This is a genomic window from Streptomyces indicus, from assembly GCF_900100315.1.
Lineage (GTDB): Bacteria > Actinomycetota > Actinomycetes > Streptomycetales > Streptomycetaceae > Streptomyces > Streptomyces indicus.
The window spans coordinates 486,569-512,439 of the sequence record NZ_FNFF01000004.1 but is presented as its reverse complement, the minus strand read 5'-3'; the positions used below and the strand labels follow the sequence as shown (position 1 = coordinate 512,439).

General features: G+C 70.9%; 20 protein-coding genes and 1 tRNA gene. 10 read left to right on the top strand and 11 right to left on the bottom strand.

Annotated elements, in window-relative coordinates; genetic code table 11:
* The first annotated feature begins 205 nt into the window (after positions 1-205).
* The 5 genes from BLT97_RS14290 (at position 206) to BLT97_RS14270 (ending at position 5,831) form a co-directional block, all read left to right on the top strand.
* A complete protein-coding gene (locus BLT97_RS14290) occupies positions 206-1,414 on the top strand; it encodes a branched-chain amino acid ABC transporter substrate-binding protein (RefSeq protein WP_093610020.1) in 1,209 nt (402 codons plus the stop codon).
* Positions 1,415-1,520: 106 nt separating this feature from the next.
* The gene (locus BLT97_RS14285) at positions 1,521-2,450 is read left to right on the top strand and encodes a branched-chain amino acid ABC transporter permease (RefSeq protein WP_093609843.1); all 930 of its coding nucleotides are present in this window, start codon (positions 1,521-1,523) and stop codon (positions 2,448-2,450) included.
* A gap of 5 nt (positions 2,451-2,455) precedes the next feature.
* Positions 2,456-4,246, top strand: coding sequence for a branched-chain amino acid ABC transporter permease (locus tag BLT97_RS14280; RefSeq protein WP_093609841.1), 1,791 nt, complete (start codon positions 2,456-2,458; stop codon positions 4,244-4,246).
* A complete protein-coding gene (locus BLT97_RS14275; RefSeq protein ID WP_093609839.1) occupies positions 4,243-5,118 on the top strand; it encodes an ABC transporter ATP-binding protein in 876 nt (291 codons plus the stop codon). The genes BLT97_RS14280 and BLT97_RS14275 overlap by 4 nt, the downstream gene beginning before the upstream one ends.
* Complete coding sequence (locus BLT97_RS14270; protein WP_093609837.1) at positions 5,115-5,831, top strand: ABC transporter ATP-binding protein; 717 nt, start codon at positions 5,115-5,117, stop codon at positions 5,829-5,831. The genes BLT97_RS14275 and BLT97_RS14270 overlap by 4 nt, the downstream gene beginning before the upstream one ends.
* Positions 5,832-5,909: 78 nt before the next feature.
* Here BLT97_RS14270 and BLT97_RS14265 read toward each other — a convergent pair whose 3' ends face one another.
* A complete protein-coding gene (locus tag BLT97_RS14265; protein ID WP_093609835.1) occupies positions 5,910-6,566 on the bottom strand; it encodes an ANTAR domain-containing response regulator in 657 nt (218 codons plus the stop codon).
* Between the two features lie 102 nt (positions 6,567-6,668).
* Here BLT97_RS14265 and BLT97_RS14260 point away from each other — a divergent pair.
* Positions 6,669-6,742, top strand: a tRNA-Leu gene (locus BLT97_RS14260).
* 86 nt (positions 6,743-6,828) lie between these two features.
* On the opposite strand, the gene pyk is transcribed toward BLT97_RS14260, so the two are convergent.
* From pyk to BLT97_RS14245, 3 genes are all read right to left on the bottom strand, one after another.
* A complete protein-coding gene (pyk, locus tag BLT97_RS14255) occupies positions 6,829-8,265 on the bottom strand; it encodes a pyruvate kinase (RefSeq protein WP_093609833.1) in 1,437 nt (478 codons plus the stop codon).
* A 169-nt stretch (positions 8,266-8,434) separates the two neighbouring features.
* The gene (locus BLT97_RS14250; protein WP_093609831.1) at positions 8,435-9,007 is read right to left on the bottom strand and encodes a cupin domain-containing protein; all 573 of its coding nucleotides are present in this window, start codon (positions 9,005-9,007) and stop codon (positions 8,435-8,437) included.
* Positions 9,008-9,114: 107 nt separating this feature from the next.
* Positions 9,115-9,879: an SIMPL domain-containing protein gene (locus BLT97_RS14245; protein WP_093609829.1), complete on the bottom strand. Its 765-nt coding sequence runs from the start codon at positions 9,877-9,879 to the stop codon at positions 9,115-9,117.
* Between the two features lie 167 nt (positions 9,880-10,046).
* Between BLT97_RS14245 and BLT97_RS14240 the strand changes: the two genes are divergently transcribed.
* Positions 10,047-11,861, top strand: coding sequence for a bifunctional metallophosphatase/5'-nucleotidase (locus BLT97_RS14240; RefSeq protein WP_093609827.1), 1,815 nt, complete (start codon positions 10,047-10,049; stop codon positions 11,859-11,861).
* Positions 11,862-11,962: 101 nt separating this feature from the next.
* Here the strand turns inward: BLT97_RS14240 and BLT97_RS14235 are convergent, their stop codons facing one another.
* The 3 genes from BLT97_RS14235 to pepN form a co-directional block, all read right to left on the bottom strand.
* Entirely contained in the window at positions 11,963-13,372 is a 1,410-nt protein-coding gene (locus BLT97_RS14235) for a lysine N(6)-hydroxylase/L-ornithine N(5)-oxygenase family protein (RefSeq protein ID WP_093609825.1), read from the bottom strand.
* Positions 13,369-14,769: a pyridoxal phosphate-dependent decarboxylase family protein gene (locus tag BLT97_RS14230; protein ID WP_093609823.1), complete on the bottom strand. Its 1,401-nt coding sequence runs from the start codon at positions 14,767-14,769 to the stop codon at positions 13,369-13,371. Before BLT97_RS14230 ends, BLT97_RS14235 begins: the two co-directional genes overlap by 4 nt.
* A 281-nt stretch (positions 14,770-15,050) precedes the next feature.
* On the bottom strand, positions 15,051-17,546 hold the full coding sequence (gene pepN, locus BLT97_RS14225; RefSeq protein ID WP_093609821.1) for an aminopeptidase N: 2,496 nt from the start codon (positions 17,544-17,546) through the stop codon (positions 15,051-15,053).
* Positions 17,547-17,754: 208 nt separating this feature from the next.
* Between pepN and BLT97_RS14220 the strand changes: the two genes are divergently transcribed.
* A complete protein-coding gene (locus tag BLT97_RS14220; protein ID WP_093609819.1) occupies positions 17,755-18,102 on the top strand; it encodes a chorismate mutase in 348 nt (115 codons plus the stop codon).
* 170 nt (positions 18,103-18,272) lie between these two features.
* Here the strand turns inward: BLT97_RS14220 and BLT97_RS14215 are convergent, their stop codons facing one another.
* Entirely contained in the window at positions 18,273-19,187 is a 915-nt protein-coding gene (locus tag BLT97_RS14215; RefSeq protein WP_093609817.1) for a helix-turn-helix domain-containing protein, read from the bottom strand.
* A 141-nt stretch (positions 19,188-19,328) separates the two neighbouring features.
* Between BLT97_RS14215 and BLT97_RS14210 the strand changes: the two genes are divergently transcribed.
* Positions 19,329-21,119, top strand: coding sequence for a glycoside hydrolase family 35 protein (locus tag BLT97_RS14210; RefSeq protein WP_093609815.1), 1,791 nt, complete (start codon positions 19,329-19,331; stop codon positions 21,117-21,119).
* 29 nt (positions 21,120-21,148) lie between these two features.
* On the opposite strand, the gene BLT97_RS14205 is transcribed toward BLT97_RS14210, so the two are convergent.
* Entirely contained in the window at positions 21,149-22,306 is a 1,158-nt protein-coding gene (locus BLT97_RS14205; RefSeq protein ID WP_342742733.1) for a sensor histidine kinase, read from the bottom strand.
* Complete coding sequence (locus BLT97_RS14200) at positions 22,303-22,962, bottom strand: response regulator (protein WP_093609811.1); 660 nt, start codon at positions 22,960-22,962, stop codon at positions 22,303-22,305. The genes BLT97_RS14205 and BLT97_RS14200 overlap by 4 nt, the downstream gene beginning before the upstream one ends.
* A gap of 421 nt (positions 22,963-23,383) precedes the next feature.
* On the opposite strand from BLT97_RS14200, the gene BLT97_RS14195 reads away from it, so the two are divergent.
* Complete coding sequence (locus BLT97_RS14195) at positions 23,384-24,271, top strand: hypothetical protein (RefSeq protein WP_093609809.1); 888 nt, start codon at positions 23,384-23,386, stop codon at positions 24,269-24,271.
* A 97-nt stretch (positions 24,272-24,368) separates the two neighbouring features.
* On the opposite strand, the gene BLT97_RS14190 is transcribed toward BLT97_RS14195, so the two are convergent.
* Positions 24,369-25,814, bottom strand: a complete 1,446-nt coding sequence (locus BLT97_RS14190) for an MFS transporter (RefSeq protein ID WP_093609807.1) — start codon at positions 25,812-25,814, stop codon at positions 24,369-24,371.
* Positions 25,815-25,871 lie beyond the last annotated feature (57 nt).

Sequence of the window (25,871 nt, the reverse complement as noted above, 5' to 3'; positions counted from 1 at the left end):
CATAACAAGAGAGTCACATCCTGCTCTTCCCTGGTCCCCACGCCCGCCACCTGCGCTTAGAGTCACGGCCAGTCACCGCGCCGCCGGGCGCGAACTGAAAAGCACGGCCCTGTACCACCACCAGTACGGCCCGGCGATCAGTACGGCCCCCTCACGTCGAGGCCGGCCGGCGCCAGGGAAAGGACCCATCGTGCGTAACCGCTCCTTGCTCATACTCACCTCGGTGTTGACCACCGGAGCTCTCACCCTCACTGCCTGTGGTTCGCGCGACGACGGCAAGGGCGGTGGCGACGGTGAGAACGTCACCGTCGTCATCGGTGTCGACGCCCCGCTCACCGGCGACCTCTCGGCCCTCGGCCTCGGCATCAAGAACTCCGCCGACCTCGCGGTCAAGAACGCCAACAAGGAGAAGGTCGTCGACGGCGTCACCTTCAAACTGGTGGCGAAGGACGACCAGGCCCAGCCCTCCGTCGGCCAGGCCAACGCCCAGTCGTTCATCAACGACAAGGAAGTCCTCGGCGTCGTCGGACCGCTGAACTCCAGCGTCTCCCAGTCGATGCAGAAGCCCTTCAACGACGCGAACCTGGTGCAGATCTCCCCGGCCAACACCGGTACCGAGCTCACCCAGGGCGACAACTGGAAGACCGGCGACAAGAAGCGTCCGTTCAAGACGTACTTCCGCACCGCCACCACCGACGCCATCCAGGGCGCCTTCGCCGCGAACTACCTGTACAACACGGCGAAGATCAAGGACGTCTACCTGATCGACGACCAGAAGACGTACGGTGCGGGCCTCGCCGCCTCCTTCAAGGAGACCTTCGAGGGCCTCGGCGGCAAGATCGTGGACACCGACCACGTCAACCCCGAGGAGCGCGACTTCAACGCGGTCGCCACCAAGGTCAAGAAGTCCGGCGCCAAGGCCGTCTACTACGGCGGTGAGTACCCCGCCGCCGGCCCGCTGAGCCAGCAGATCAAGGACGCCGGCGCCAACATCCCGCTCATGGGCGGCGACGGCATCTTCAGCGCCGACTTCATCAAGCTGAACAAGAAGGCCGAGGGCGACCTCGCCACCTCCGTCGGTGCGCCGACCGAGAAGCTCGACTCCGCCAAGAAGTTCATCGCGGACTACAAGGCGGCCGGCTACAAGGAGGCCTACGAGGCCTACGGCGGCGGCACCTACGACGCCACCTGGTCCATCATCCAGGCCGTCAAGATCGCCTACGAGAAGAACGACAACAAGCTGCCCAGCCGCGAGCAGGTGCTCGAGGCCATGGCCGAGGTCAAGTTCTCCGGTGTCACCGGTGAGGTGTCCTTCGACGAGTTCGGCGACACCACCAACACCATGATGACCGCCTACCAGGTCGAGGGCGGCGCCTGGAAGGACAAGCACTCCGAGGCCGTCAAGCCGGAGTAACCCGCAACGCCCTCCCGGCACTTGAAGCATTGACCCAGACCGCGCGGGAGCGCTACCAGCGCTCCCGCGCGGCGCCATATCCGAACCACTCCACGGAGGCCTTGCGGTGAACGAACTGCCGCAGCAGCTGGCCAATGGACTCATCCTCGGCGCGATGTACGGTCTCATCGCGATCGGCTACACGATGGTCTACGGCATCGTCCAGCTCATCAACTTCGCCCACGGCGAGATATTCATGATCGGGGGCTTCGGGGCGTTCACCATCACCCTGTGGATGCCCTCCAGCACCCCCCTGCTGGCCCTGATCCCCATGATGCTGATCTTCGGCATCATCTGCTCCGTCCTCGTGGGCGTCGCAGCGGAACGATTCGCCTATCGCCCCCTACGCGGGGCGCCACGCCTCGCACCGCTGATCACCGCGATCGGCCTCTCCCTCTTCCTTCAGCAGGCCGTCTGGTTCTGGTACCCGGACGCGAAGAAGGACATCACCTTCCCGCAGTTCTCCGGTGACGCCATCGGCATCCTCGGCGCCAACATCAACCGGAACGACCTGTTCATCCTGATCGCCGCGCCGCTGTGCATGATCGCCCTGGGCTGGTTCGTCAACAAGACCCGCGCCGGCCGCGGCATGCAGGCCACCGCGCAGGACCCCGACACCGCCAAGCTCATGGGCATCAACACCGACCGCATCATCGTCATGGCCTTCGCCATCGGTGCCGCGTTCGCCGCCGTCGCGGCCATCGGCTACGCCCTGCACTTCGGCCAGGTCGGCTTCAAGATGGGCTTCCTGATGGGCCTCAAGGCCTTCACGGCGGCCGTCCTCGGCGGCATCGGCAACATCTACGGCGCCATGCTCGGCGGCATCGTCCTCGGCCTCGTCGAAGCCCTCTCCACCGGCTACATCGACCAGATCCCGGGCCTCGAGCAGTTCGGCGCCCAGAGCTGGGCCAACGTCTGGGCCTTCGCCCTGCTCATCCTGTTCCTGCTGTTCAGGCCCCAGGGCATGCTCGGCGAACGCGTCGCGGACAGGGCGTGATACCCATGACGACCACTCTCACCAAGGACACCGGCAGCAAGGCGATCATCCCGCTGCCCCCCACCACGGCCCGCATCGGCGCCGTCGCCGGAGCCGTCGTCGCCTTCGCCGGCACGATGATGCCCTGGACCTGGACCAGCGCCTACCCCGGCGACCTGACCGTCTACGGCTACCCCGCCGAACTCCAGGTCGTCACCCTCACCGGCGCTCTGCTCACCGCCCTGTTCGCCCTCTCCGGCCTCGGCATCCGCGGCCTCACGTGGCTGACCCCCGGCGGCAAGTCCAGCCCGGTCCTGCTGTTCGCCCTCGGCACCCTCGGCACCGTCGGCTACGCCATGGGCTCCATCTCGTACCAGCTCGGCGGCGTCGTCAACCTCGAACCCGGCGCGTGGATCTCCGGCGTCGGCGCGCTCATCGCCGCCGTCGCCGCCCTCGGACTGCCCGCCGAGGTCGCCCCCGACGAGTACGAGCCCAACCTGTGGCACCGCCTGCGCGCCGCCACCAAGGCACCCGAGCCCGGGCGGAGCACCAAGGAGCTCCCCGCCTGGCTCGAGATCGTCGTCATCGGCGTCTCGTTCGCCCTCGGCCTGTACGTCTTCGCGTACTGCATCGCTGCCGAGGCCGAGCTCTTCATCGGTGCCCTGATCACCACCTGCTTCGGTGCCGCCGCGGTGTCCCGGGCCGGGCTCCTCGCCCGCCTCACCACCCTCACCACCAAGCACCGCAACGTCACGATGGCCGCGGCCATCGTCGCCGCCGCCTGCTTCCCGTTCACGCAGACCGACGACACGTACGCCCTCATCGGCGCCAACATCCTGATCTTCACGACCGTCGCCCTCGGTCTGAACATCGTCGTCGGCCTCGCCGGCCTGCTCGACCTCGGTTACGTCGCCTTCCTCGGCGTCGGCGCCTACGCCGCCGCCCTGGTCTCCGGCGCGCCGACCTCCAGCATCGGCGTCCAGTTCCCGTTCTGGGCCGCCGTCCTCACCGGCGCCGGCGCATCGCTGGTCTTCGGCGTCGTCATCGGCGCCCCGACCCTGCGGCTGCGCGGCGACTACCTGGCCATCGTGACGCTCGGCTTCGGTGAGATCTTCCGCATCGCCATGCAGAACCTGAACGGCAACACCGGGCCCGACATCACCAACGGCTCCAACGGCATCCCGAACATCCCCGATCTCGAGTTCTTCGGGTTCAACTTCGGCGAGTCCCACGAGTTCCTCGGCACCCCGCTCGGACGGCCCAGCAACTACTTCTTCCTGATGCTGATCGTCCTGGTCTTCGTCGTCCTGGTCTTCCGCCGCTCCGGGGACTCCCGTATCGGCCGCGCCTGGGTCGCCATCCGCGAGGACGAGACCGCCGCCACCGCCATGGGCATCAACGGCTTCCGGGTCAAGCTCATCGCGTTCGCCCTCGGCGCCACCCTCGCCGGCCTCGCCGGCACCGTCCAGGCCCACCTGCAGTCCACGGTCACCCCCGAGCAGTACCAGTTCGCCAACACGGTCCCGCCGAACTCCGCCTTCCTGCTCGCCGCGGTCATCCTCGGCGGCATGGGCACCATCAGCGGACCCCTCATCGGCGCCGCACTGCTCTACCTCATCCCGAAGAAGCTCGAGTTCCTCGAGGAGCTCCAGCTCCTTCTCTTCGGCCTCGCCCTCGTCCTGCTCATGCGCTTCCGCCCCGAAGGCCTCGTCGCCAACAAGCGCGCGCAGCTGCAGTTCCACGAGACCGACCAACTCGACGTACCCGACCAGCGACTGCCCCAAGACACCGTCAGCGTCACCAAGGCGGGGGCGTGAACACCATGACCACGACAGCAACCACCACCGTCCTCGACGCCAGCGACGTCACCATGCGCTTCGGCGGCCTCACCGCCGTCCGCTCGGTGTCGCTCACCGTCAACAGCGGCGAGATCGTCGGCCTCATCGGCCCCAACGGCGCCGGCAAGACCACCTTCTTCAACTGCCTGACGGGGCTCTACGTCCCCACCGAGGGCAAGGTCAGCTACAAGGGCACCGTCCTGCCGCCCAAGCCCCACCTGGTCACCCAGGCCGGCATCGCCCGCACCTTCCAGAACATCCGGCTCTTCGCCAACATGACCGTTCTGGAGAACGTCCTCGTGGGACGCCACACCCGGACCAAGGAGGGCCTCTGGTCCGCCCTCCTGCGCGGCCCCGGCTTCAAGAAGGCCGAAGCCGCCTCCCACGAACGCGCCATGGAACTCCTGGAGTTCATCGGTCTGGCCCACAAGGCCGACCACCTCGCGCGCAACCTCCCGTACGGCGAGCAGCGCAAGCTGGAGATCGCCCGCGCCCTCGCCAGCGAGCCCGGCCTCCTGCTCCTCGACGAGCCCACGGCCGGTATGAACCCGCAGGAGACCCGGGCGGCCGAAGAGCTCATCTTCGCCATCCGCGACCAGGGCATCGCCGTGCTCGTCATCGAGCACGACATGCGGTTCATCTTCAACCTCTGCGACCGCGTCGCCTGCCTCGTCCAAGGGGAGAAGCTCGTCGAGGGCACCCCCGAGACGGTCCAGAGCGACGAGCGCGTCATCGCCGCCTACCTCGGCACCCCCTTCGAAGGCGCCCCCGGCGCCGAGGAGGTCGCCGAAGTGGAAGCAGCGGAGGCAGCAGCACCCGGCACCGACTCCCGCACGGAGGACCCCAAGTGACCGCTCTGCTCGAGGTCGAGGACCTCAAGGTCGCCTACGGCAAGATCGAAGCCGTCAAGGGCATCTCCTTCAGCGTCGAGGCCGGCCAGGTCGTCACCCTCATCGGCACCAACGGTGCGGGCAAGACCACCACGCTGCGCACCCTTTCCGGACTGCTCAAGCCGCTCTCCGGAAAGATCACCTTCGACGGGAAGCCGCTGGCCAACGTCCCCGCGCACAAGATCGTCGCGCTCGGGCTCGCGCACTCCCCCGAGGGCCGGCACATCTTTCCGCGCCTCACCATCGAGGAGAACCTCCAGCTCGGCGCCTACCTGCGCGACGACAAGGAGGGCATCGCCAAGGACATCCAGCACGCCTACGACCTCTTCCCCATCCTCGGGGAACGCCGTAAGCAGGCCGCCGGAACCCTCTCCGGCGGCGAGCAGCAGATGCTCGCCATGGGCCGCGCCATGATGTCCCAGCCCAAGCTGCTCATGCTCGACGAGCCCTCCATGGGCCTCTCGCCGATCATGATGCAGAAGATCATGGAGACCATCGTCGAGCTCAAGTCCCGCGGCACGACGATCCTCCTCGTCGAGCAGAACGCCCAGGCGGCGCTCTCGCTCGCCGCCCAGGGCCACGTCATGGAGATCGGAAAGATCGTCCTGTCGGGCACCGGACAGGACCTCCTGCACGACGAGTCCGTCCGCAAGGCGTACCTCGGCGAGGACTGATCCTCCGCTGCACAGAGAAGGGGCCCTGTATCTCGTACGTACGAGATACAGGGCCCCTTCTGTGTGTCCTGGCGCGGCCTACTGACCGTTGCCCTTGGCGGCCTTCTTCTCCTCGGAGTCCTCGATCACGGCCTCCGCCACCTGCTGCATGCTGAGCCGCCGGTCCATCGAGGTCTTCTGGATCCAGCGGAACGCCGCCGGCTCCGTCAGCCCGTACTCGGTCTGGAGAATGCTCTTCGCGCGGTCGACCAGCTTCCGCGTCTCCAGGCGCTGCGTGAGGTCCGCGACCTCCTTCTCCAGCGTCTTCAGCTCGGTGTACCGCGACACGGCCATCTCGATCGCCGGCACCACGTCGCCCTTGCTGAAGGGCTTCACGAGATACGCCATCGCACCGGCGTCCCGCGCCCGCTCGACCAGATCCCGCTGCGAGAACGCGGTCAGCATCAGGACCGGCGCGATGCTCTCCTCGGTGATCTTCTCGGCGGCGGAGATGCCGTCCAGCTTCGGCATCTTCACATCGAGGATGACGAGGTCGGGCTTGTGCTCCCGCGCGAGCTCGATCGCCTGCTCGCCGTCGCCCGCCTCGCCGACGACGGTGTAGCCCTCTTCCTCGAGCATCTCTTTGAGGTCGAGCCGGATGAGCGCTTCGTCCTCGGCGATGACGACACGCGTCGTCAGCGGAGGCACGTGCGACTGGTCGTCGTCGGCTACGGGCTGGGGCTCGGGGGCGGTCACTTCTGGCTCCTTGTGGCGGGGCAGGAACTGCTTCCCAAGAGCCTACCTAGCTGCGGTAAGGTGGGTGAGCAGCGGGTCGAGGAATTCCTTTGATTCGCAGGAGCTCCGGTAGCCCAATCGGCAGAGGCGATGGTCTCAAACACCATTCAGTGTGGGTTCAAATCCCACCCGGAGCACTTTTCCTTCGATTCCAAGCTCAGCGGGCGCCCATCTTCTCGATGGGCGCCCGTTCTCGTGCTCCGGAGGGGGGAACCTCCCCCGCTCAGTTCGAGCTGTCGTCCTCGCCGATCCGGTGGACGCGGACCAGGTTGGTGGAGCCAGGGACGCCGGGGGGCGAGCCGGCCGTGATGACGACGGTGTCGCCCTTGTCGCAGTGGCCGTACTTCAGCAGGAGCTCGTCGACCTGGGCGACCATCGCGTCCGTGGAGTCGACCTCCGGGCCGAGGAAGGTCTCCACGCCCCAGGTGAGGTTGAGCTGGGAGCGGGTGGCCTTGTCAGGGGTGAAGGCCAGGAGCGGGATCGGGGAGCGGTAGCGCGAGAGGCGGCGGACCGTGTCGCCGGACTGGGTGAAGGCGACGAGGTACTTGGCGCCGAGGAAGTCGCCCATCTCGGCGGCCGCCCGGGCGACGGCGCCGCCCTGGGTGCGGGGCTTGTTGCGCTCGGTCAGCGGCGGCAGGCCCTTGGCGAGGATGTCCTCCTCAGCCGCTTCGACGATGCGGCCCATGGTGCGGACCGTCTCGATCGGGTACTTGCCGACGCTGGTCTCGCCGGAGAGCATCACGGCGTCGGTGCCGTCGATGACCGCGTTCGCCACATCGGACGCCTCGGCCCTGGTGGGGCGGGAGTTGTCGATCATCGAGTCGAGCATCTGGGTGGCGACGATGACCGGCTTGGCGTTGCGCTTGGCGAGCTTGATGGCGCGCTTCTGGACGATCGGCACCTGCTCCAGGGGCATTTCGACGCCGAGGTCGCCGCGGGCGACCATGATGCCGTCGAAGGCGGCGACGATGTCGTCGATGTTCTCGACGGCCTGGGGCTTCTCGACCTTGGCGATGACGGGGAGGCGGCGGCCCTCCTCGCGCATGATGCGGTGCACGTCGATGATGTCGCGGCCGCTGCGGACGAAGGACAGGGCGATGACGTCGGCGCCGGTGCGCAGGGCCCAGCGGAGGTCGTCCTGGTCCTTCTCGGAGAGCGCGGGCACGGAGACGGCGACGCCGGGGAGGTTGAGTCCCTTGTGGTCGGAGACCATGCCGCCCTCGATGACGCGGGTGCGGACGCGGGGCCCGTCGACCTCGACGACTTCGAGGGTCACCTTGCCGTCGTCGACGAGGATGCGCTCACCCGCGGTGACGTCGGAGGCGAGTCCGCCGTAGGTGGTGCCGCAGGTCTGGCGGTCGCCTTCGACGCCTTCTTCCACGGTGATGGTGAATTCGTCGTCTCGTTCAAGGAGTACGGGACCTTCGCTGAAGCGGCCGAGGCGGATCTTCGGGCCTTGAAGGTCGGCGAGGACGCCGACGCTGCGGCCGGTCTCCTCGGAGGCCTTCCGCACGCGCTGGTAGCGCTCCTCGTGTTCGGCGTAGGTGCCGTGGCTGAGGTTGAAGCGGGCCACGTCCATTCCGGCTTCGACCAGGGCCTTGATCTGGTCGTACGAGTCGGTGGCAGGTCCCAGGGTACAAACGATCTTTGCTCGGCGCATGGTTCGAGCCTATGCCTTACCGGCGGGTAGAGAATTGGCTGGGCATGACTACTCAACAACCTTTACGTGAAAGGTTATTGACAAGTGTTGAATTGTGCGCCGCCCTGCTCCGATGAGCATTTCCGTTGCCAGTAAAGGGCTTTCACTGCTCGATTGTGCAGGGATTCATTCAATTGTTGACCGGGCCGGGTCCGCCGCCGGGATTGCCCGGACTGCCCGGACCGCCCGGACCCGCCGGCCCCCGGCGCATCGGCGTGAGTTGGTGGATGTCGTGCCGGGCGCGGAGTTCGCGCAGGGCGTCGGGGGCTGGGATGCCGCCGGCCGTCATGAGGTCGGCGACCTCGTTGAGGTAGTCCTCGTGGCCCGAGGGTGCGACGTGCAGGAGCAGTTTCGCGGGTGTGGTGCCGGGGTTGGCGAAGGCGTGCGGGCAGCCGGTGGGCACGTACATGAGGCTGCCGGGGCCGCCGCGGGCGACCTTGGTGCCGTCGGCGGACTCCCACAGCTGCCAGTCGCCTTCGGTGCGGTGGCGGGGCTCGAAGGCGAGCAGGTCGAGCTCGCCTTCGAGGACGTAGAAGAGCTCTTCGGCCGCGTAGTGGAGGTGGGCGCCGACGTCGAAGCCGGGCTGGATGACGGCTTCGAAGACGGACCAGCGGGGTGTCTGTTCGGCGCCGACCTTGAGGGTCATGCCGGAGGCGCCGATGAGTTCGCCCGCTCCGGGCTCGAGGACCAGTCCGTCGGTCATGGCATCTCCTCATGGATGGGAGCCAACTGCCCCTGCTGCAAGGGGCATTGGGGCGTCATCTCATGCTGGACAGGACCGGCGGGATTGACCAGAGCGGGCCGGGATGGTTAGAGCTGCGGCGGATGCATGGTGAAGCGGGCATTGACCATGGCGTAGACGGTCTGGCGCCGGGGTTCGAGGTCGAGGGGCGCGGCGCCCTCCGCTTCCATGCCCCCGTCGAAGGCCACGGCCCGGGCGTGCATCATCTTCGGTTCCCTCGCATACGGGGCGGCGTTCTCGGCGCCGAGGTCGGCGAGTTCGACGAGGGCGGCGAGGCGGGTGTCGAGGGCGGCGGCGTATTCGCGGGCGCGCTGGACGGCTTCGCGGACGGCCTGGCTGCGGGCTTCGCCGTGCACGGGCGAGTCGGGCCGCAGCTCCCACCAGGGGCCGTCGACCGAGGTGAGGTCGAGGTCGGCGAGGCGGGTGACGAGTTCGCCGAGTGCGGTGAAGTCGCCGAGTACGGCGGTGAGATGGACGTGGCCGTGGTAGGCGCGGATGTTCTCGCCGCGGCCCTTGGAGGTGAACTCGGGGCGGATGGACAGGGCGCCGGTCTCGAGTGTCTCGACGGCGTCCCCGTACCCCTTGATGAGGTCGAGGACGGCGGCGTTGCGGCGGGTCAGGTCGTCGAGGGCCTGCCGGCGCTCGCGGTCGCGCGAGGTGACGGTGACGTGGATCCGGGCGACCTCGGGGTCGACTTCGAGGCGTGCTTCGCCGGTGACGGCGACGCGGGGTGCGTCGGGGGTGCCGTAGGGCACGGAGGGGGTGCCGTAGGGCACGGAGGGGGTGCCGTAGGGCACGGAGGGGGTGCCGGCGGTGTCGGTGCTGTCGTCCATTGCGTGCTCCTTCTGGGGATACGTCCTGATCCCGGCCACTCTCGCACCCGGCGGCGGCACGGGGCAGTCATCGGATCGCAACCGGTTCGGGGTGTTGCGGAGAGGGGTTCGCGTTGCAGAATCTACGCGCGTTGTTTCTTCGTGATCACGGTGAGGGAGGGGGCGGAATGCCGCTCAGGAGAAGGTCGTTCGTGGGTGCGTCGGCAGTGACGGGCGCGGCGCTCGCGGTGGGTGCGGCGGCGCCCGCGGCGGCGCAGGCGGGCCAGGCTGCGCAGGCGGACCGGGGCAAGGGCCGCGGTCCGAAGCGGTACGCGTTCACGGTGATGGGGACGACCGACCTGCACGGCAACGTCTTCAACTGGGACTACTTCACGGACAAGGAGTTCGACGACAAGGCGCACAACGATGTGGGCCTGGCGAAGATCTCCACGCTGGTGAACAAGGTCCGCGAGGAGAAGGGCCGCCGCAACACCCTGCTGATCGACGCGGGCGACACGATCCAGGGCACGCAGCTGTCGTACTACTACGCGAAGGTCGACCCGATCACCGCGCAGGCCGGCCCGGTGCATCCGATGGCGCAGGCGATGAACGCGATCGGGTACGACGCGGCGGCGCTCGGCAACCACGAGTTCAACTACGGCATCGAGGTGCTGCGGAAGTTCGAGGAGCAGTGCGCGTTCCCGCTGCTGGGGGCGAACGCGCTGGATGCCAAGAGCCTGCGCCCGGCCTTCGCGCCGTACAGCATGCACCGGCTGCGCACCCCGCACGGCCGTGATGTGAAGGTGGCGGTGCTCGGCCTGACGAACCCCGGGATCGCGCTGTGGGACAAGGCCAACGTGCAGGGGAAGATGGTGTTCCCCGGCTTGGAGGAGCAGGCCGCGAAGTGGGTGCCGAAGCTGCGCTCGATGGGTGCGGACGTGGTGATCGTCTCCGCGCACAGCGGTTCCTCGGGCACTTCTTCGTACGGGGACCAGCTGCCGTACATCGAGAACGCGGCGGCGCTCGTGGCCGAGCAGGTGCCGGGCATCGACGCGATCCTCGTCGGCCACGCGCACACGGAGATCCCCGAGTACAAGGTCGCGAACAAGGAGACCGGCCAGGAGGTCGTGCTCTCCGAGCCGCTGAAGTGGGGCCAGCGCCTGACGCTGTTCGACTTCGAGCTGGTGTGGTCGAAGGGCCGCTGGACGGTCGAGAAGGTGGCGGCGAAGGTCCTCAACTCCAACGAGGTGGCCGAGGACCCGAAGATCACGAAGCTGCTCGGTGACGAGCACGAGAAGGTCGTGGCCTACGTCAACCAGGTCATCGGCACGTCCACGCAGGCGATGTCGGCGGCCGAGGGCCCGTTCAAGGACGTGGCGTTGATCGACCTGATCAGCCATGTGCAGGCGGAGACGGTGAAGGCGGCCCTCGCGGGCGGTGCGCACGCGGCGCTGCCGGTCCTGTCGCAGGCCTCGTGCTTCTCGCGCACTGCGGGCATCCCGGCGGGCGAGGTGACGATCAGGGACGCGGCGGGTCTGTACCCGTTCGAGAACACCCTGGAGGCCCGTCTGATCACGGGCGCGCAGCTGAAGGACTACCTCGAGTACTCGGCGCGCTATTACGTGCAGACGCCGGCGGGTGCGCCGGTGGATCCGGCGAAGCTGACGAACGCCGAGAACATCCCGGACTACAACTACGACGCGGTGTACGGCGTGACGTACGAGATCGACATCGCGCAGCCGTCCGGCTCGCGGATCAAGAACCTGAGCTTCGAGGGGAAGCCGCTGGATCCGGCGGCGCAGTTCGTGCTCGCGGTGAACAACTACCGGGCGAGCGGCGGCGGCAACTTCCCGCATGTGCCGAAGGCGCAGCAGGTGTGGGCGAACTCGGACGAGATCCGCAACACGATCATCCAGTGGGTGCAGGCGCGCGGGACGGTGGATCCGGCGGTGTTCGCGCGGGTGGACTGGAAGCTGACGCGGGACGGGGTTCCCGTCTTCTGAGCCGATGGCGGGGCGGGGGCCGGTCGCGGATGCGGCCGGCCCCTTCCCGTTGCAGGGGCCGCCCCTTTCTTCGCAGGGGCCGGCCCTTCCGTCGCGGGGGGTCAGCCCTTCAGGGGTACGAGGGTGCCTTGCCGCTCCGGGGAACGGCCCGCAGCGCCCTGCCCGTCGGGGGCGAGCCCGAAGGTGGTGAAGGCGGTGCGCCGCGGCAGGGTGTAAGGCTCCTTGCCCGTCAGGGTGTTGAGGATGGAGGCGGAGCGCCAGGCCATGAGGCCGAGGTCCGGGGCGCCGACGCCGTGGGTGTGCCGCTCGGCGTTCTGCACGTAGACGGTGCCGGTGACGGAGGGGTCCAGGAGCAGCCGGTAGTCCTGGCTGATCCGCGGCCGCTCGCTGGCGTCGCGGCGCAGATAGGAGTCGAGGCCGGCGAGCACCTGGTCCAGGGGCCGCTCGCGGTAGCCGGTGGCGAGGACCACGGCGTCGGTGGTGAGGCGGGAGCGGGTGCCCTGCTGGACGTGTTCGAGGTGCAGCTCGACCTTGGTGGTGGCGACCCGGCCCGCGGTGCGGACGGAGACGCCCGGGGTGAGGACGGTGTCGGGCCAGCCGCCGTGCAGGGTGCGCCGGTAGAGCTCGTCGTGGATGGCGGCGAGGGTGTCGGTGTCGATGCCCTTGTGGAGCTGCCACTGGGCGGGCACGAGCCGGTCGCGTACGGCTTCGGGCAGGGCGTGGAAGTAGCCGGTGTAGTCCGGCGTGAAGTGTTCGAGGCCCAGCTTGGAGTACTCCATGGGCGCGAAGGCCTCGGTGCGGGCCAGCCAGTGGAGCTTCTCGGCGCCCACGGGGCGGGACTTGAGCAGGTCGAGGAAGATCTCGGCGCCCGACTGGCCCGAGCCGATGACGGTGATGTGTCCGGCGGCCAGGAGGGTGTCGCGGTGCTCGAGGTAGTCGGCGGCGTGGATCACGGGCACGCCGGGCGCCTCGACCAGCGGCTTGAGCGGTTCGGGCACGTGGGGCGCGGTGCCGACGCCGAGGACGACGTTGCGCGTGTACGTACGGCCGAGCGCTTCGGCTTCGCCTTCGGCGTCGAGCTGGGTGAAGTCGACCTCGAACAGGGCGCGTTCGGGGTTCCAGCGGACGGCGTCGACCTGGTGGCCGAAGTGCAGCCCGGGCAGCTGTCCGGCGACCCAGCGGCAGTAGGCGTCGTATTCGGCGCGCTGGATGTGGAACTTCTCGGCGAAGTAGAACGGGAAGAGCCGCTGCTGCTCGCGCTGGTAGTTGAGGAAGGACCAGGGGCTGGTGGGGTCGGCGAGGGTCACCAGGTCGGCGAGGAAGGGCACTTGGAGGGTGGCGCCCTCGATGAGGAGCCCGGGGTGCCACTGGAAGCCGGGGCGCTGCTCGTAGAACGCGGTGCGCAGTTCGGTGAGCGGGTGCGCGAGGGCGGCGAGGGACAGGTTGGACGGCCCGATGCCGATGCCCACCAGGTCCTGGGGCTCTTCGGGGGTTGGGGCGGCGGTGTTCATCGGGGGGTGTGTCCTTCCACAAGGCGCAGCAGGGCGGCGAGTTCGCCGCGGGTCGTGTACGGGTTGAGCAGGGTGGCCTTGAGCCAGAGCCGTCCGTCGAGGCGGGCGCGGCCGAGGACGGCGCGGCCTTCGGCGAGGAGCTTGCGGCGTACGTGCGCGAGGCCGGTGTCGTCGGCGTCGCGGGGCCGGAACAGGACGGTGCTGAGGGCGGGCCTGTCGTAGAGCTCGAAGCCGGGGTGTGCGTCGATCGCGGCGGCGAACTCCTCGGCCAGATCGCAGACTTGGTCCACGAGCGCGCCCATGCCTTCGCGGCCGAGCGCGCGCCAGGTGACGGCGGTCTTGAGGATGTCGGGGCGCCGGCTGGTGCGCAGGGAGCGGCCGAGCAGGTCGGGCAGGCCCGCCTCGGTGTCGTCCTCGGCGTTGAGGTAGTCGGCCCGGTGTCCGAGCGGTGCCAGGTCGGCGGTGTCGCGTACGGCGAGGAAGCCGGCGGCCACGGGCTGCCAGCCGAGCTTGTGCAGGTCGAGGGTGACGGTGTGGGCGCGCTCCAGACCGCGGAGCTTCTCCCGCCGCGTACGGCTGAACAGCAGGCCGCCGCCGTAGGCCGCGTCGATGTGCAGCCGGGCGCCGTGGGCGGCGCACAGGCCGGCGATCTCGTCGAGGGGGTCGATGAGTCCGGCGTCGGTGGTGCCCGCGGTGGCGGCGACGAGTTTGGGTCCGGGCAGTTCGGTGAGGGCTTCGTCGAGGGCGGCGGGGTCGAGGAGGCCCGCGGGCGCGGGGACGGTGACGGGGTCGGGCAGGCCGAGCAGCCAGGCGGCGCGGTGCAGGGAGTGGTGCGCGTTGGCACCGGCCAACAGCTGTACGGGGCGGTGCAGTTCGCGGGCGAGGAGCAGGGCGAGCTGGTTGGACTCGGTGCCGCCGGTGGTGACGAGGGCGTCGTGCGGGACGCCGTGGCTCTCGGTGTCGCTGCCCGTGCCCCCGTACACCTCGGCGGCGAGAGCGCGGGTCACCAGCTGTTCGAGCTCCGAGGCGGCCGGGGCCTGGTCCCAGGAGTCCATCGAGGGGTTCAGGGCGGACGCGGCGAGGTCCGCGGCGGCCGCGACCGCGAGCGGCGGGGTGTGCAGATGGGCCGCGCACAGCGGGTCGGCGGGGTCGGCCGCGCCCGAGGCGACGAGCGTGACGAGGGTGCGCAACGCCTCTTCGGCGCCCAGCCCTTGGGCCGGCAGCACGTGGTCGACGGTCTTGGCGACATGCTGCCCGACAGCTTCGGGCCCGCCGTCCGGCAGCGGTCCCCCGCGCGCGGCGGCGCCTTCGGCGAGGGCGTCGAGGACGGTGAGCAGCAGCGGCCGCAGCGCGTCGGGGCCGGTGGCGCCTCCGGCGAGGGGCGGCTGGCTGCTCATGCGGATGTCCTCCGGGCGGGCGGGAGATCGGTGCGCGGGGCATCCAGCGTGCAGGGTGGTGCGTCACGGTGCCCGCGGAGATAAACGAGCACAACTCGAAAGTGGTACTGCCGTACGGAGAAAAGCAGTTGGAGTGGTATGGCGGCGGATTCCGGGGCATGTCCGGACCATCCGTTTCGCCGGACCGGCAGGACCCGAGGCGGGCCCGGACGGCCGGAAGGGGGCGCCGGTCGATGACCGGCGCCCCCTTCACGTAACCCTGTCGCTCACTCCTGAAGAGCTCAGACTCCTCGCACCCGCAGCGCCCGCGCCAGGTCGTCCATGTGGTCGGCCAGGCGGCGGCGCAGCGGCGGCGGGACCTCCGCCTCGGCCAGGCACCGCTCCCCCAGTTCGAGGGTGGCGCGCTCGACCACGAGGGCCGGCACCGCGTGGCGGCCGATGCCGTCGGCCATGGCGGGGCCGCGGCGGTGGGCGGTGGCGGGCGCGTCGGTGAAGAAGCGGGTGACGTACGGGCGGACGAGGTCGAGCTGTTCGGGCTGCCAGAAGCCCTGGGCGGTGGCGGTGAACAGGTAGTTGGAGAGCTCGTCGGCGCCGCCGAACATGGCCTGCCAGGCGGCTTCCTTCGCGGCCGGGTCGGGCAGCGCGGCACGGCAGCGGGCCGCGCCTTCCTGGCCGGTGGCGCTCGGGTCGTGCAGGAGCTCGGCCTCGATGACGGCGTCGTCCACGGCGCCGAGCACGGCGAGGCGGGTGAGCAGGCGCCAGCGCAGCTCGGGGTCGAGTTCGGGGCCGCCGGGGACGGTGCCCTCGTCGAACCAGGCGCGGATGACGTCCGCGCGCTGGGCGTGGTCGATGAAGTGGCGTACGGCGGTCAGGCGGGCGCCCGGCGCCGAGCCGTCCTCGGTGAGCCGGATGATGTCCTCGCACAGGTCGGACAGCAGGCTCAGGGCGGCGGGGCGGTCGGCCGGGTCGACGTAGTGGTCGGCGATGTGGGCGCCGGCGAACGCGAGGACGCCCTGGACGATGGCGAGGTCGCTCTCCTGGGGGAGGTGGGCGCGGGCGGTCTCCAGGTAGGCGGCCGGGGCGAGTTCGCCGTCGCGGACCATGTCGCGCAGGGTGTTCCACACGACGGTGCGGTTGAGCGGGTCGGGGATGGCGGAGACCGACTGGAGGGCGCTCCGCAGCGACTGCTCGTCGAGGCGGACCTTGGCGTACGTGAGGTCCTGGTCGTTGAGGACGACGAGCGCGGGGCGGCGGCCGGGGCGCGTGGTCTCCGTCTCGTCGGCGGCGATGTCGACGTCGAAGCGCTCACGCAGCACGAACGCGCTGCCGTCGTGCAGATCGCGGTCGTACGCGGCGACGCTCACGCGGTGCGGGCGGCTGCCGTCGCGGGTGACGGTGAGCTGCCAGGAGGTGCCGGCCTCCGTGACGGCCGGGGTGAGCTTGTCGACTCCGGTGGTGCCGAGCCAGACGCGGGCCCACTCGTGGACGTCGCGGTCGGTGGCGGAGGCGAGGTTGTCGATGAAGTCGGCGAGGGTGGCGTTGCCGAACTTGTGGCGGGCGAAGTGGGCGTTGATGCCCGCGGAGAAGTCCTTGTCGCCGAGCCAGGCGACGAGCTGGCGCAGGGCCGATGCGCCCTTCGCGTACGAGATGCCGTCGAAGTTGGCCTGGGCGGCGCCGGTGTCGGGGACGAGCTCCGGCTTCGGCGCGACCGGGTGGGTGCTGGGCCGCTGGTCGCTGTCGTAGCCCCAGGTCTTGCGGGCGATCCCGAAGTCGGTCCAGGTGTCGGGGAAGCGGGTGACCTCGGCGGTGGTCTGGTAGCCCATGTACTCGGCGAAGGACTCGTTCAGCCAGATGTCGTCCCACCAGCGCAGCGTGACGAGGTCGCCGAACCACATGTGGGCCATCTCGTGGGCGATGACCATGATGCGGGTCTGGCGCTCGGTGTCGGTGACGGCGGAGCGGTAGATGAACTCGTCGCGGAAGGTGACGAGTCCGGGGTTCTCCATCGCGCCCCAGTTGAACTCCGGGACGAAGGCCTGGTCGTAGGAGTCGAAGGGGTAGGGCTCCTCGAACTTCTCGTGGTAGCGGTCGAAGAGCGCCTTCGTGGCGTCGAGGATCTCGTCGGCGTCCACGTCGAGGTGGGGCGCGAGGGAGCGGCGGCAGTGGATGCCGAAGGGCAGGCCGCGGTGCTCGGTGGTCACCGAGTGGTACGGGCCCGCGGCGAGCGCGGCGAGGTAGGTGGAGATGGGCGGGGTGTCGGCGACGGTCCAGCGGCCCGCGCCCTGGTGCTCGGCGATGCCGTTGCCGAGCACGGTCCAGCCCTCGGGGGCGGTGACGGTGAACGCGAAGACGGCCTTGAGGTCGGGCTGGTCGAAGGCGGCGAACACCAGCGGGGCGTAGTCCATGCCGAGCTGGGTGTAGAGGTAGGTCTCGCCGTCGGCGGGGTCGGTGAAGCGGTGCATGCCCTCGCCGGTGTGCGAGTAGCGCATCTCGGCGTCGACGGTGAGCTCGTGCTCGCCGGCGGTGAGGTGCTTGAGGGGCAGGCGGCCGTCGGCGTACGTCTCGGGGTCGAGGGGCTGTCCGTCCAGGGCTGCCGCGCGCAGCGTGGCGGCCTTGAGGTCGACGAAGGTGTCACCGGCCTCGCGGGCGGTGAAGCGGATCACGGTACGGGCGTCGAAGGTCTCCTCGCCGCGGGTGAGGTCCAGGTCGACCTCGTATCGCTGCACGTCGAGGAGTCGGGCTCGGGTCTGCGCTTCGTCGCGCGTCAGTACGGACATGGGGACATGCTGCCCGATGTCTTGATCCGGGCACAGAGGGGGTGGCTGCGGGTGCCCGGAAGGGGGTGGTCCTGCTGGTGGGCGGGGCCGGGTGGGGCAGGTCGGGGTGGCCCGGGGTGCGGTCCGGGGCGGGCAGGCCGTCGCCGGTCCCGTCCAGGAAGCGGTCGTCCGCGCGGGCGGGGCCGGGCGGGACGTAGGCTCAGCTGCCATGACCACGCGTGACAACTCCACCACCGACCCGCAGGTCCTCGCCGAGCTGGGGCGGCTGCGGGACAGCATCGACAACATCGACGCGGCCGTCGTCCACATGCTCGCCGAGCGCTTCAAGTGCACCCAGCAGGTCGGCCACCTCAAGGCCGCCCACCAGCTGCCGCCGGCGGACCCGGCGCGCGAGGCGCAGCAGATCGCGCGCCTGCGCGGGCTCGCGGAGAGCGCGAAGCTGGACCCGGCATTCGCGGAGAAGCTCCTGAACTTCATCATCAGCGAGGTCATCCGCCACCACGAGCAGATCGCCGACGGCCGCCTGAACGGCGACGGCGCCTCCCCCGCCGCGTAGCTCCCTGCGCCCGGCCGCCTCCGGACCGCCGTGCCGCCGCGCGGCCCGTACGCCTCCGCCGCCCTCCACGGCGTACGACCCGGACCGGCCCGAGCTGCACTTCGACGCCGGGCAGTACGACTGCGAACCGGCGCGGGAGAACCTGAAACTGCCCGCGCAGCCGCGCGAGTTCACCTGACGCCGGCCTCGCGCACCTCGTGGCCTTCGGCGGGCCGGAGCATCGGCGGATCGTCCGGGTCCGGGATCTCCTGGGACCAGCCGCCCGGCACCGCACGGGCCTGCTGCTCACGGAAGCGGACCGGGGCGAGGCCGACCCGGCGGGTGAACAGGCGGGAGAAGTAGGCCGGGTCGTCGTAGCCGACGCGGCGGGCGACGGCGGCGACCGGGAGTTCGGTCGCGGCGAGCAGCTCCTTGGCGCGGCCGAGGCGGATCGACAGCAGGTAGTCCTTGGGGCTGCACCCCGAGCCGCGGCGCACGGCGGTGCGCAGTTCGGTGGGGGTCATGCCCAGGCGCGCCGCGTGTTCGGCCACGGACAGGGGCAGGTAGGCGTCGCGGGCGAGGGCTTCGAGCACCGGGTCGCCGTCGGGCGCGAGGTCGGCGCGCGAGCGGCGCAGGGCGACGAGGAGTTCGTGCACGGCGGCGCCGGTCTCGACCTCAAGGAGCGGGTTGCCGACCCGGGCGGCGCGCGCGATCCGGGTGACGACGGCGCGGGCCGGTGCGCTGTCGCCGAGGGGGACGACGGGCCGGTCGGGTTCGATGTAGCCGAGTTCGGTGTACGTGGTGGTCGCGGGGCCCGTGAAGTCCACGAAGGCCTCGTCCCAGCCGGTGTCCGGGTCGGGCCCGTACTCGTGGGACACGCCGGGCAGCAGCCAGACGAGGGCGGGCGCCGTGATGGTGAGCCGGCGTCCGTCGGGCAGCCGGTACCAGCCGCCGCCGGAGCAGATGACCATGGCGACGTGGTGGTCGAGGGTGCGCGGACCGACCGGCGGCAGCGCACCGTACTGGAGGCCCACGCCGAGGCAGACCAGACCGAGGCGGTGGTGGACGGGGCTGGGCGTGAAGTACCGCATCCACGTGTGATACATGGGCTTTTGCCCCCTTCCGCACCGCTTCGGTGTCCCGTCAGCGCTCGCTTTCCGTGCAAGCACACCTGATCTTTGTCCATGGACCGGCACCCCGCCAGGGGGTGAATCTGGCCGCGTACCAGGAGAGATCGAGGGGCGGGCATGAGCACATCGGGCACGGGGACGGGGCCGGAGACGGGCGAGTTCCGGATCGGGGAGCGGGATTTCGAGCTGGACGGGCGGCCCGTGCGGCTGCTCTCCGGCGCGCTGCACTACTTCCGGGTCCATGAGGAGCAGTGGGACCACCGGCTCGCGATGCTGCGCGCGATGGGCCTCAACTGCGTGGAGACGTACGTCCCGTGGAACCTGCACGAGCCCGCCCCCGGCACCTACCACGACCTCGGCGCGCTGGGCCGCTTCCTGGACGCGGCGGCGCGGGCCGGCCTGTGGGCGGTCGTGCGGCCGGGCCCGTACATCTGCGCGGAGTGGGAGAACGGCGGGCTGCCGCACTGGGTGACCGGACCGCTCGGGCCGCGCGCCCGCACCCGCGACCCGGAGTATCTGCGCCGCGTGGACAGCTGGTTCAGCGAGCTGCTTCCGCAGGTCGTGGAGCGGCAGGTGCACCGCGGCGGCCCGGTGGTCATGGTGCAGGTGGAGAACGAGTACGGCTCGTACGGCAGCGACCGCGCGTATCTGCGCCATCTCACGGACGTGCTGCGCGACCTGGGCGTCGAGGTACCGCTGTTCACCTCGGACGGCCCCGAGGACCACATGCTCACCGGCGGTTCGGTGCCGGGCGTGCTCGCCACGGTCAACTTCGGCTCGGACGCGACGGCGGCCTTCGCCACCCTGCGCCGCCACCAGCCGGCCGGGCCGCTGATGTGCATGGAGTTCTGGTGCGGCTGGTTCTCGCACTGGGGCGGCAAGGAGGCCGCGCGCTCCCCCGAGGACGCGGCGGCCACGCTGCGCGAGATCCTGGAGTGCGGCGCCTCGGTGAACCTGTACATGGCGCACGGCGGCACCAGCTTCGCCGGCTGGGCGGGCGCCAACCGCGGCGGCGAGCTGCACGAGGGCGCGCTCCAGCCGGATGTGACCTCGTACGACTACGACGCCCCGATCGACGAACAGGGCCGCCCGACCGCGAAGTTCTGGGCGTTCCGCGAGGTACTCGCGGCATACGCGGACGGCCCGCTGCCCGAACTCCCGCCGCAGCCGGACCGGTTGGCGGCCCCGGCGCAGGCGGCGCTCGACACCTGGGCCTCCCTCGACGCGGTCCTCGACCACCTCGGCGGCCCGGAGACCGTCACCGGCGCACCGCCCACCTTCGAGGACCTGGACGTGGACCGCGGCCTGGTCCGCTACCGCGTCGAGGTCCCGGGCCCGCGCGAGCCCTACCCGCTGCACGTCCCCGGCCTGCGCGACCGGGCCGTGGCCCACGTCGACGGAAAGCGCGCCGGCATCCTGACCGAGTCGTCACCCACCCTGGACGAGCCGGTGCCGGGCCCGGCGGTGGTGGAGCTGTGGGTGGAGTCGCTCGGCCGGGTCAACTACGGCCCGCGCGTGGGCGAACCGAAGGGCCTGACCGCCGGCATCCGGCACGAGCGGCAGTACCTGCACGGCATCGCGGCCCGCGGCCTGCGCCTCGACGCCTTCGACGCGGGCCTCGGCGCCCTGCCCCTGACCGCGCCGGAAGCACCCACCGGCCTCTACGTCGGCACGGTGGAGGTGAGCGGCGCGGGCGACGCCTGGCTCGAACTGCCCGGCTGGACACGGGGGTTCGTGTGGGTCAACGGCTTCAACCTGGGCCGCTACTGGTCGGCGGGCCCGCAGCACGCGCTGTCCGTGCCCGGGCCGGTGCTGCGGGAAGGGGCCAATGAGGTGTGGGTGCTCGAGCTGGAGGGGGCGGCGACGGAGCGGACCGTACGTTTGAGCGCCGACCCGCGGCACCCGTAACCGCAGCACCCGTAAGCGCCACGTCCGCCTCACTCGTACGGCAGCACGGCCCGCACCTCCCACCCGCCCTCCGCGCTCGGTCCCGCGGTCAGTTCGCCGCCGAGGGCCGTGACGCGTTCGGTGAGGCCCGCGAGGCCGAAGCCGCCGCCGCGGGCCTGCTCGTCGAGCGGGGCGGGCTCGGTGCCGTCGTCGGCGACGCGGATCTCCAGGGAGCGGGCGCCCGACGGGCCGCGGACGGTGCGCAGACCGACGCGGACCGCCGTGGCGTCCGCCGCGTGCTTGCGGATGTTGGTGAGGCCTTCGCGGACGATGCGGTGGGCGGCGGCCGCGAGGTCGGCGGGGAGGTCCTCGTCCAGGCCGGGTTCGACGTAGAGGATCGCGGGCGGGCCGCTCGCCGAGAAGCGTTCCGTCATCTCGCGCAGGTCGGTGAGGCCCGCGGCCGGGGCGGTCTCCGCGGCGCCTTCGCGCAGGACCCTGACCAGGCGGCGCATGGCACCCAGTGCTTCCTCGCCCGCCTTCTCGATCCGCGCGAAGGTGTCCGCGGCCTGTTCGGCGGAGGCGGCCGTGAAGCGGGCCGCGCCGGCCTGCACGACGATGCCGGTGACGTGGTGGGCGACCAAGTCGTGCAGTTCGCGGGCGAGTTCGATGCGCTCGGCGGCGCGGACCGCCTGCAGGTCGCGGGTGCGCTGCACGGACTGGGCGCGCAGCAGCAGCGAGTACGCGGCGACCACGACGGTCAGGACCGCGAACAGGGTGGTGAAGCGGCCGGGTTGCTCGTCGCGTACCGGAGCGGCCATCGTCGCGAGGCCGAGCAGCGGGCCGAGGACGGCGGCGGCGCGGGTCGGGGCGCGCTGGAGGACGGCGCTGAGCAGGAGCAGGAGCGCGATGGCCTCGGCCAGGCCCCAGACCTTCAGCGGGTGGTCGCCGGTGAAGAGGAGCAGGGACACGGCCCAGGACACGGCGGCCGCGGGCCACGCGCGGGCCTGGAGCGGCACCCCCGACCAGGGCACGGCGCACAGGCAGACGAAGACGCCGGAGAAGACGACCAGGGCGTGCGGGACGGTGGGCTGGCGGGCGAGCGCCACGCCCTCGAAGGCGACGAGGGCGATCAGGACGGCGGCGAACAGGACCTTCGCGGCGGCGGTCCGCGCGCGGCCGCGCCGGAACCAGGCGAACAGCCGGCTCACGGGGTACCGGTGGCCAGTCCGCTCTCCCAGGCCCATGCGGCGATCTCGACGCGGTTGCGGGCGTCGAGCTTGGTCTGCACGTTGGCCAGGTGGGTCTTGACCGTGGAGAGCGACACGAACAGGGCGGAGGCGATCTCGGCGTTGGTCATGCCGCGCGCCAGGCAGCGGACCACCTCGGTCTCGCGGTCCGTGAGGGGTTCGGCGGGCTCGCGGACCTGGCGGCGTGCGGCGATCGGCGCCATCTCGCGCAGCAGCCGCACGGTGATGGCGGGTGAGACGAGGGAGTCGCCGACCGCCGCGGCGCGTACCGCCTCGACGAGCATCGCGGGGCTCGCGTCCTTGAGCAGGAAGCCGCTGGCTCCGCCGTGCAGTGCGGAGTGCACGTATTCGTCGAGGTCGAAGGTGGTGACGATGACGATACGGGGGCGCTCGGTGCCGGTGGCCGACAGGCGCCGGGTCACTTCGAGGCCGTCGAGCTTGGGCATCCGGATGTCGAGCAGGAGCACGTCGGGATCGTGCCGGCGGACGGCGTCGAGCGCGGCCTCGCCGTCGACGACGTCCTCGACGACCTCGATGTCGGACTGGCTCTCCAGGATCATCCGGAAGCCGGTGCGGACCATCTCCTGGTCGTCCGCGATGACCACCGTGATCGCCATATGCGCCGCCGCCCTGCCCGCCGGGTCCCTGACCTGTGCCTTCCATGGGACCGGCGCCCCGCGCGGTGCGCAACCGGGGGCGGGCCCGTGGAGAGGAGGCCGCAGGGCCGGAGCGGCGCTGGTCCGGCCCTGCGATGCCGGTGATGACGCTACGCCGCACGGGGTCCCCTCGTCCTCGGGCATCCGGCCCCCCTCGCGAGGGCTGCGGATCGGCCGGACGGCCGGGGGCGGGTCGGCCGGACGGCCGGGGGTTGGTCCGGCAGCTCCCCCTTGGATCGGCCGGACGGCCGGGGTGGATCGGCCCGAGCGCAGGACGAGAAGCACCCTCATCTGCCGCCCACGATCCCGGCGGAACGCGCCCCCCTGCCCGGGCCGATCCGCGCCTTACAGTGGAAAACCGACGACGCGAGGGGGTGCGGGCGTGGCGAACGGCGGACCCGTGGAGCACGGCTACCCGCATCTGGACACGGTGCGTGCGGCGATCACCGCGCTCTACAAGCGGCTCTCCTACGACACCGTGCACACCTTCGGCACCAGCGTCGCCCCCGCCGACGTGGCGTTCTGCGACATCGACGACCTGCATCTGGGCGCGCAGCGGGTGGCCCGCGTGATGGTGCAGCACTTCCGACTGCCGGACGCCCGGATGATCGTGTCCTTCCGCGACATGGAGCACGCCGCGGGCGTCGAACTGGCCGCCGGGCCCGAGTACTTCATCGAGCTCAACAACCGCTTCCGCACCCACCGCCGCGACATCGGCGCCGCGCTCGCGCACGAGGTGATGCATGTCTACCTGCACCGCCTCGGCCTGTCCTTCCCCGGCACGCGCGACAACGAGATCCTGACGGACACCGCCACCGCCTACCTCGGCGCGGGCTGGCTGCTGCTCGACGCCTTCCGCGAGGACGGCACGAGTTCGCAGAAGCTCGGCTATCTCACGCCCGAGGAGTTCGGCTACGTACTCGCCAAGCGGGCCCTCGCGTTCGGCGAGGACCCGGCCGTCTGGTTCACCAGCCCGCAGGCGTACACGGCGTATACGAAGGGGCTGCAACTGGCCCGCCAGGACGAGCGGCAGCCCCCGCTGACGGCGGCCGGCTGGGCGGGCCGGCGGCGCTACGCCAAGGACCGGCGCCACGCCCAGGACCACGGCGCGGGCGGCGCCTGCGGCGGCCCGTACACCTTCGACGCGGGGAGCACGCTCAAGGTGTCGTTCCCCTGCCCCACCTGCCGGCAGCGGATCAGGGTGCCGGTGCGCGGGCGGGTGCGGGCGCGCTGCACGCTGTGCCGGTCGGTCCTCGACTGCGATACGTGACCGGCTCGACTGCGATACGCGACCGCGACCGCGATACGTGAGAATGCACGGGCGCGGGACAGCCGCCGAAGACAGCCACCCCGCGCCCGGCGCCCCCTCACTCGTGGGCCGCCACCGCCTTGCGCGGCAGCCCCAGGCAGAGCAGTGCGCTGAGCACGAACCCGGCCACCACCCACGGCATCGCCGCGCTCAGCGCCTCGGTCAGACCGTCGGCCGCGTGCCCGAAGAACACCGAGCCGATGAGCGCCGCACCGAGCGCGCCGCCGAACTGCTGGGCGGTGGAGAAGATGCCGGACGCGCCGCCCGCGAGGTCGGCGGGTACGGCGGACAGGACCACGTTCACCAGCGGCACGACGAGGAAGCCGAGGCCGGCGCCCGCGATCAGCAGGCCGGGCACGAGCGGCCAGGCTCCGGTGTGCGCGGCACTGGACTCACTGACGGCCTGCCACACCCAGGCGAAGCCGCCCGCCATCATCAGCGCTCCGGCGACCAGGACGAAGCGGCCGAACTTCGCCGCGAGCGCGTCCGCGGCGGGCGCGGTGAGGAAGCCGCCCACGGAGAACGCGACGGTCAGCACGCCGGCCTGCATCGGGCTGTAGCCCTCGCTGCCCTGCAACCAGATCGCGAACACCAGGAAGAAGCCCTGCATGCCGACGGAGAAAAGGAGTTGGACGACCACGCCGAGCGAGAACGCGGGCAGCTTGAACGCACGCGCAGGCAGCAGCGGTACGACTCCGGTGCGGTCGCGGCGCCCTTCGACGACGGCGAGCGCGACGAGGGCGAGCACACCGGCGGCCAGGCACAGCCAGCCCCACAGCGGCCAGCCGTTGGACTCCCCCTGCACCAGCGGCAGCACGATCGCGACGAGGGCGCCGGCGAGGACCAGGCTGCCGAGCAGGTCCGGCCGTCCCGCCGCACGCTCCTTCGTGCCCGGCACGAGCAGGGCGCCCGCCACGAAGGTCGCGACGGCCACGGGCACGTTGACCAGGAACACCGAGCGCCAGCCGAGGCCGAACAGGTCCGCGTCGGTGAGGACGCCGCCGAGCAGCAGCCCGACCGCGGAGGCGAAGCCGGCCACGGCCCCGTACATCCCGAAGGCGGCCCCGCGCTCCTTGCCCTGGAACAGCGTGCGGAAGGAGCCGAGCACCTGCGGGATGAGCAGCGCGGCGAAGACGCCCTGGACCGCGCGCGCGGCCACCAACTGGCCGGGGCTCTGGGCGATCCCGCAGGCCAGGGACGCGAGGCCGAAGCCCGCGGTGCCCGCGAGGAAGAGCCGCTTGCGGCCGTAGCGGTCGCCGAGGTGGCCGGAGACGATCAGCGTGGCGGCGAAGCCGAGCAGATACGCCGAGACCATCCATTGCAGGGCGCTCTCGGAGGCGCCGAGGTCACGGCCTATGGACGGGATGGCGACGTTCACGATCGTCACGTCGATCAGGTCCATGAGCGCCGCGATCATCATGACGATTGCGGCCGCCCAGCGGCGTGGGTGGAGGGCGGGGCCTGCGGGGGTGCCCGCGGGCGAGGTGGTGAGCGTGGCCGGCATGGCGACTCCCGGATCCCAGATTTATTTCGTTCGGACTAACGAAAGAGTTGCACGCCC

Excerpts from the sequence above, each read along its gene's own strand:
- BLT97_RS14280 (WP_093609841.1), top strand. The coding sequence starts at position 2,456 with ATGACGACCACTCTCACCAAGGACACCGGCAGCAAGGCGATCATCCCG.
- pyk (WP_093609833.1), bottom strand. The coding sequence starts at position 8,265 with ATGCGCCGAGCAAAGATCGTTTGTACCCTGGGACCTGCCACCGACTCG.
- BLT97_RS14250 (WP_093609831.1), bottom strand. The coding sequence starts at position 9,007 with ATGACCGACGGACTGGTCCTCGAGCCCGGAGCGGGCGAACTCATCGGC.
- BLT97_RS14245 (WP_093609829.1), bottom strand. The coding sequence starts at position 9,879 with ATGGACGACAGCACCGACACCGCCGGCACCCCCTCCGTGCCCTACGGC.
- BLT97_RS14240 (WP_093609827.1), top strand. The coding sequence starts at position 10,047 with ATGCCGCTCAGGAGAAGGTCGTTCGTGGGTGCGTCGGCAGTGACGGGC.
- BLT97_RS14235 (WP_093609825.1), bottom strand. The coding sequence starts at position 13,372 with ATGAACACCGCCGCCCCAACCCCCGAAGAGCCCCAGGACCTGGTGGGC.
- BLT97_RS14230 (WP_093609823.1), bottom strand. The coding sequence starts at position 14,769 with ATGAGCAGCCAGCCGCCCCTCGCCGGAGGCGCCACCGGCCCCGACGCG.
- pepN (WP_093609821.1), bottom strand. The coding sequence starts at position 17,546 with ATGTCCGTACTGACGCGCGACGAAGCGCAGACCCGAGCCCGACTCCTC.
- BLT97_RS14220 (WP_093609819.1), top strand. The coding sequence starts at position 17,755 with ATGACCACGCGTGACAACTCCACCACCGACCCGCAGGTCCTCGCCGAG.
- BLT97_RS14215 (WP_093609817.1), bottom strand. The coding sequence starts at position 19,187 with ATGTATCACACGTGGATGCGGTACTTCACGCCCAGCCCCGTCCACCAC.
- BLT97_RS14210 (WP_093609815.1), top strand. The coding sequence starts at position 19,329 with ATGAGCACATCGGGCACGGGGACGGGGCCGGAGACGGGCGAGTTCCGG.
- BLT97_RS14200 (WP_093609811.1), bottom strand. The coding sequence starts at position 22,962 with ATGGCGATCACGGTGGTCATCGCGGACGACCAGGAGATGGTCCGCACC.
- BLT97_RS14190 (WP_093609807.1), bottom strand. The coding sequence starts at position 25,814 with ATGCCGGCCACGCTCACCACCTCGCCCGCGGGCACCCCCGCAGGCCCC.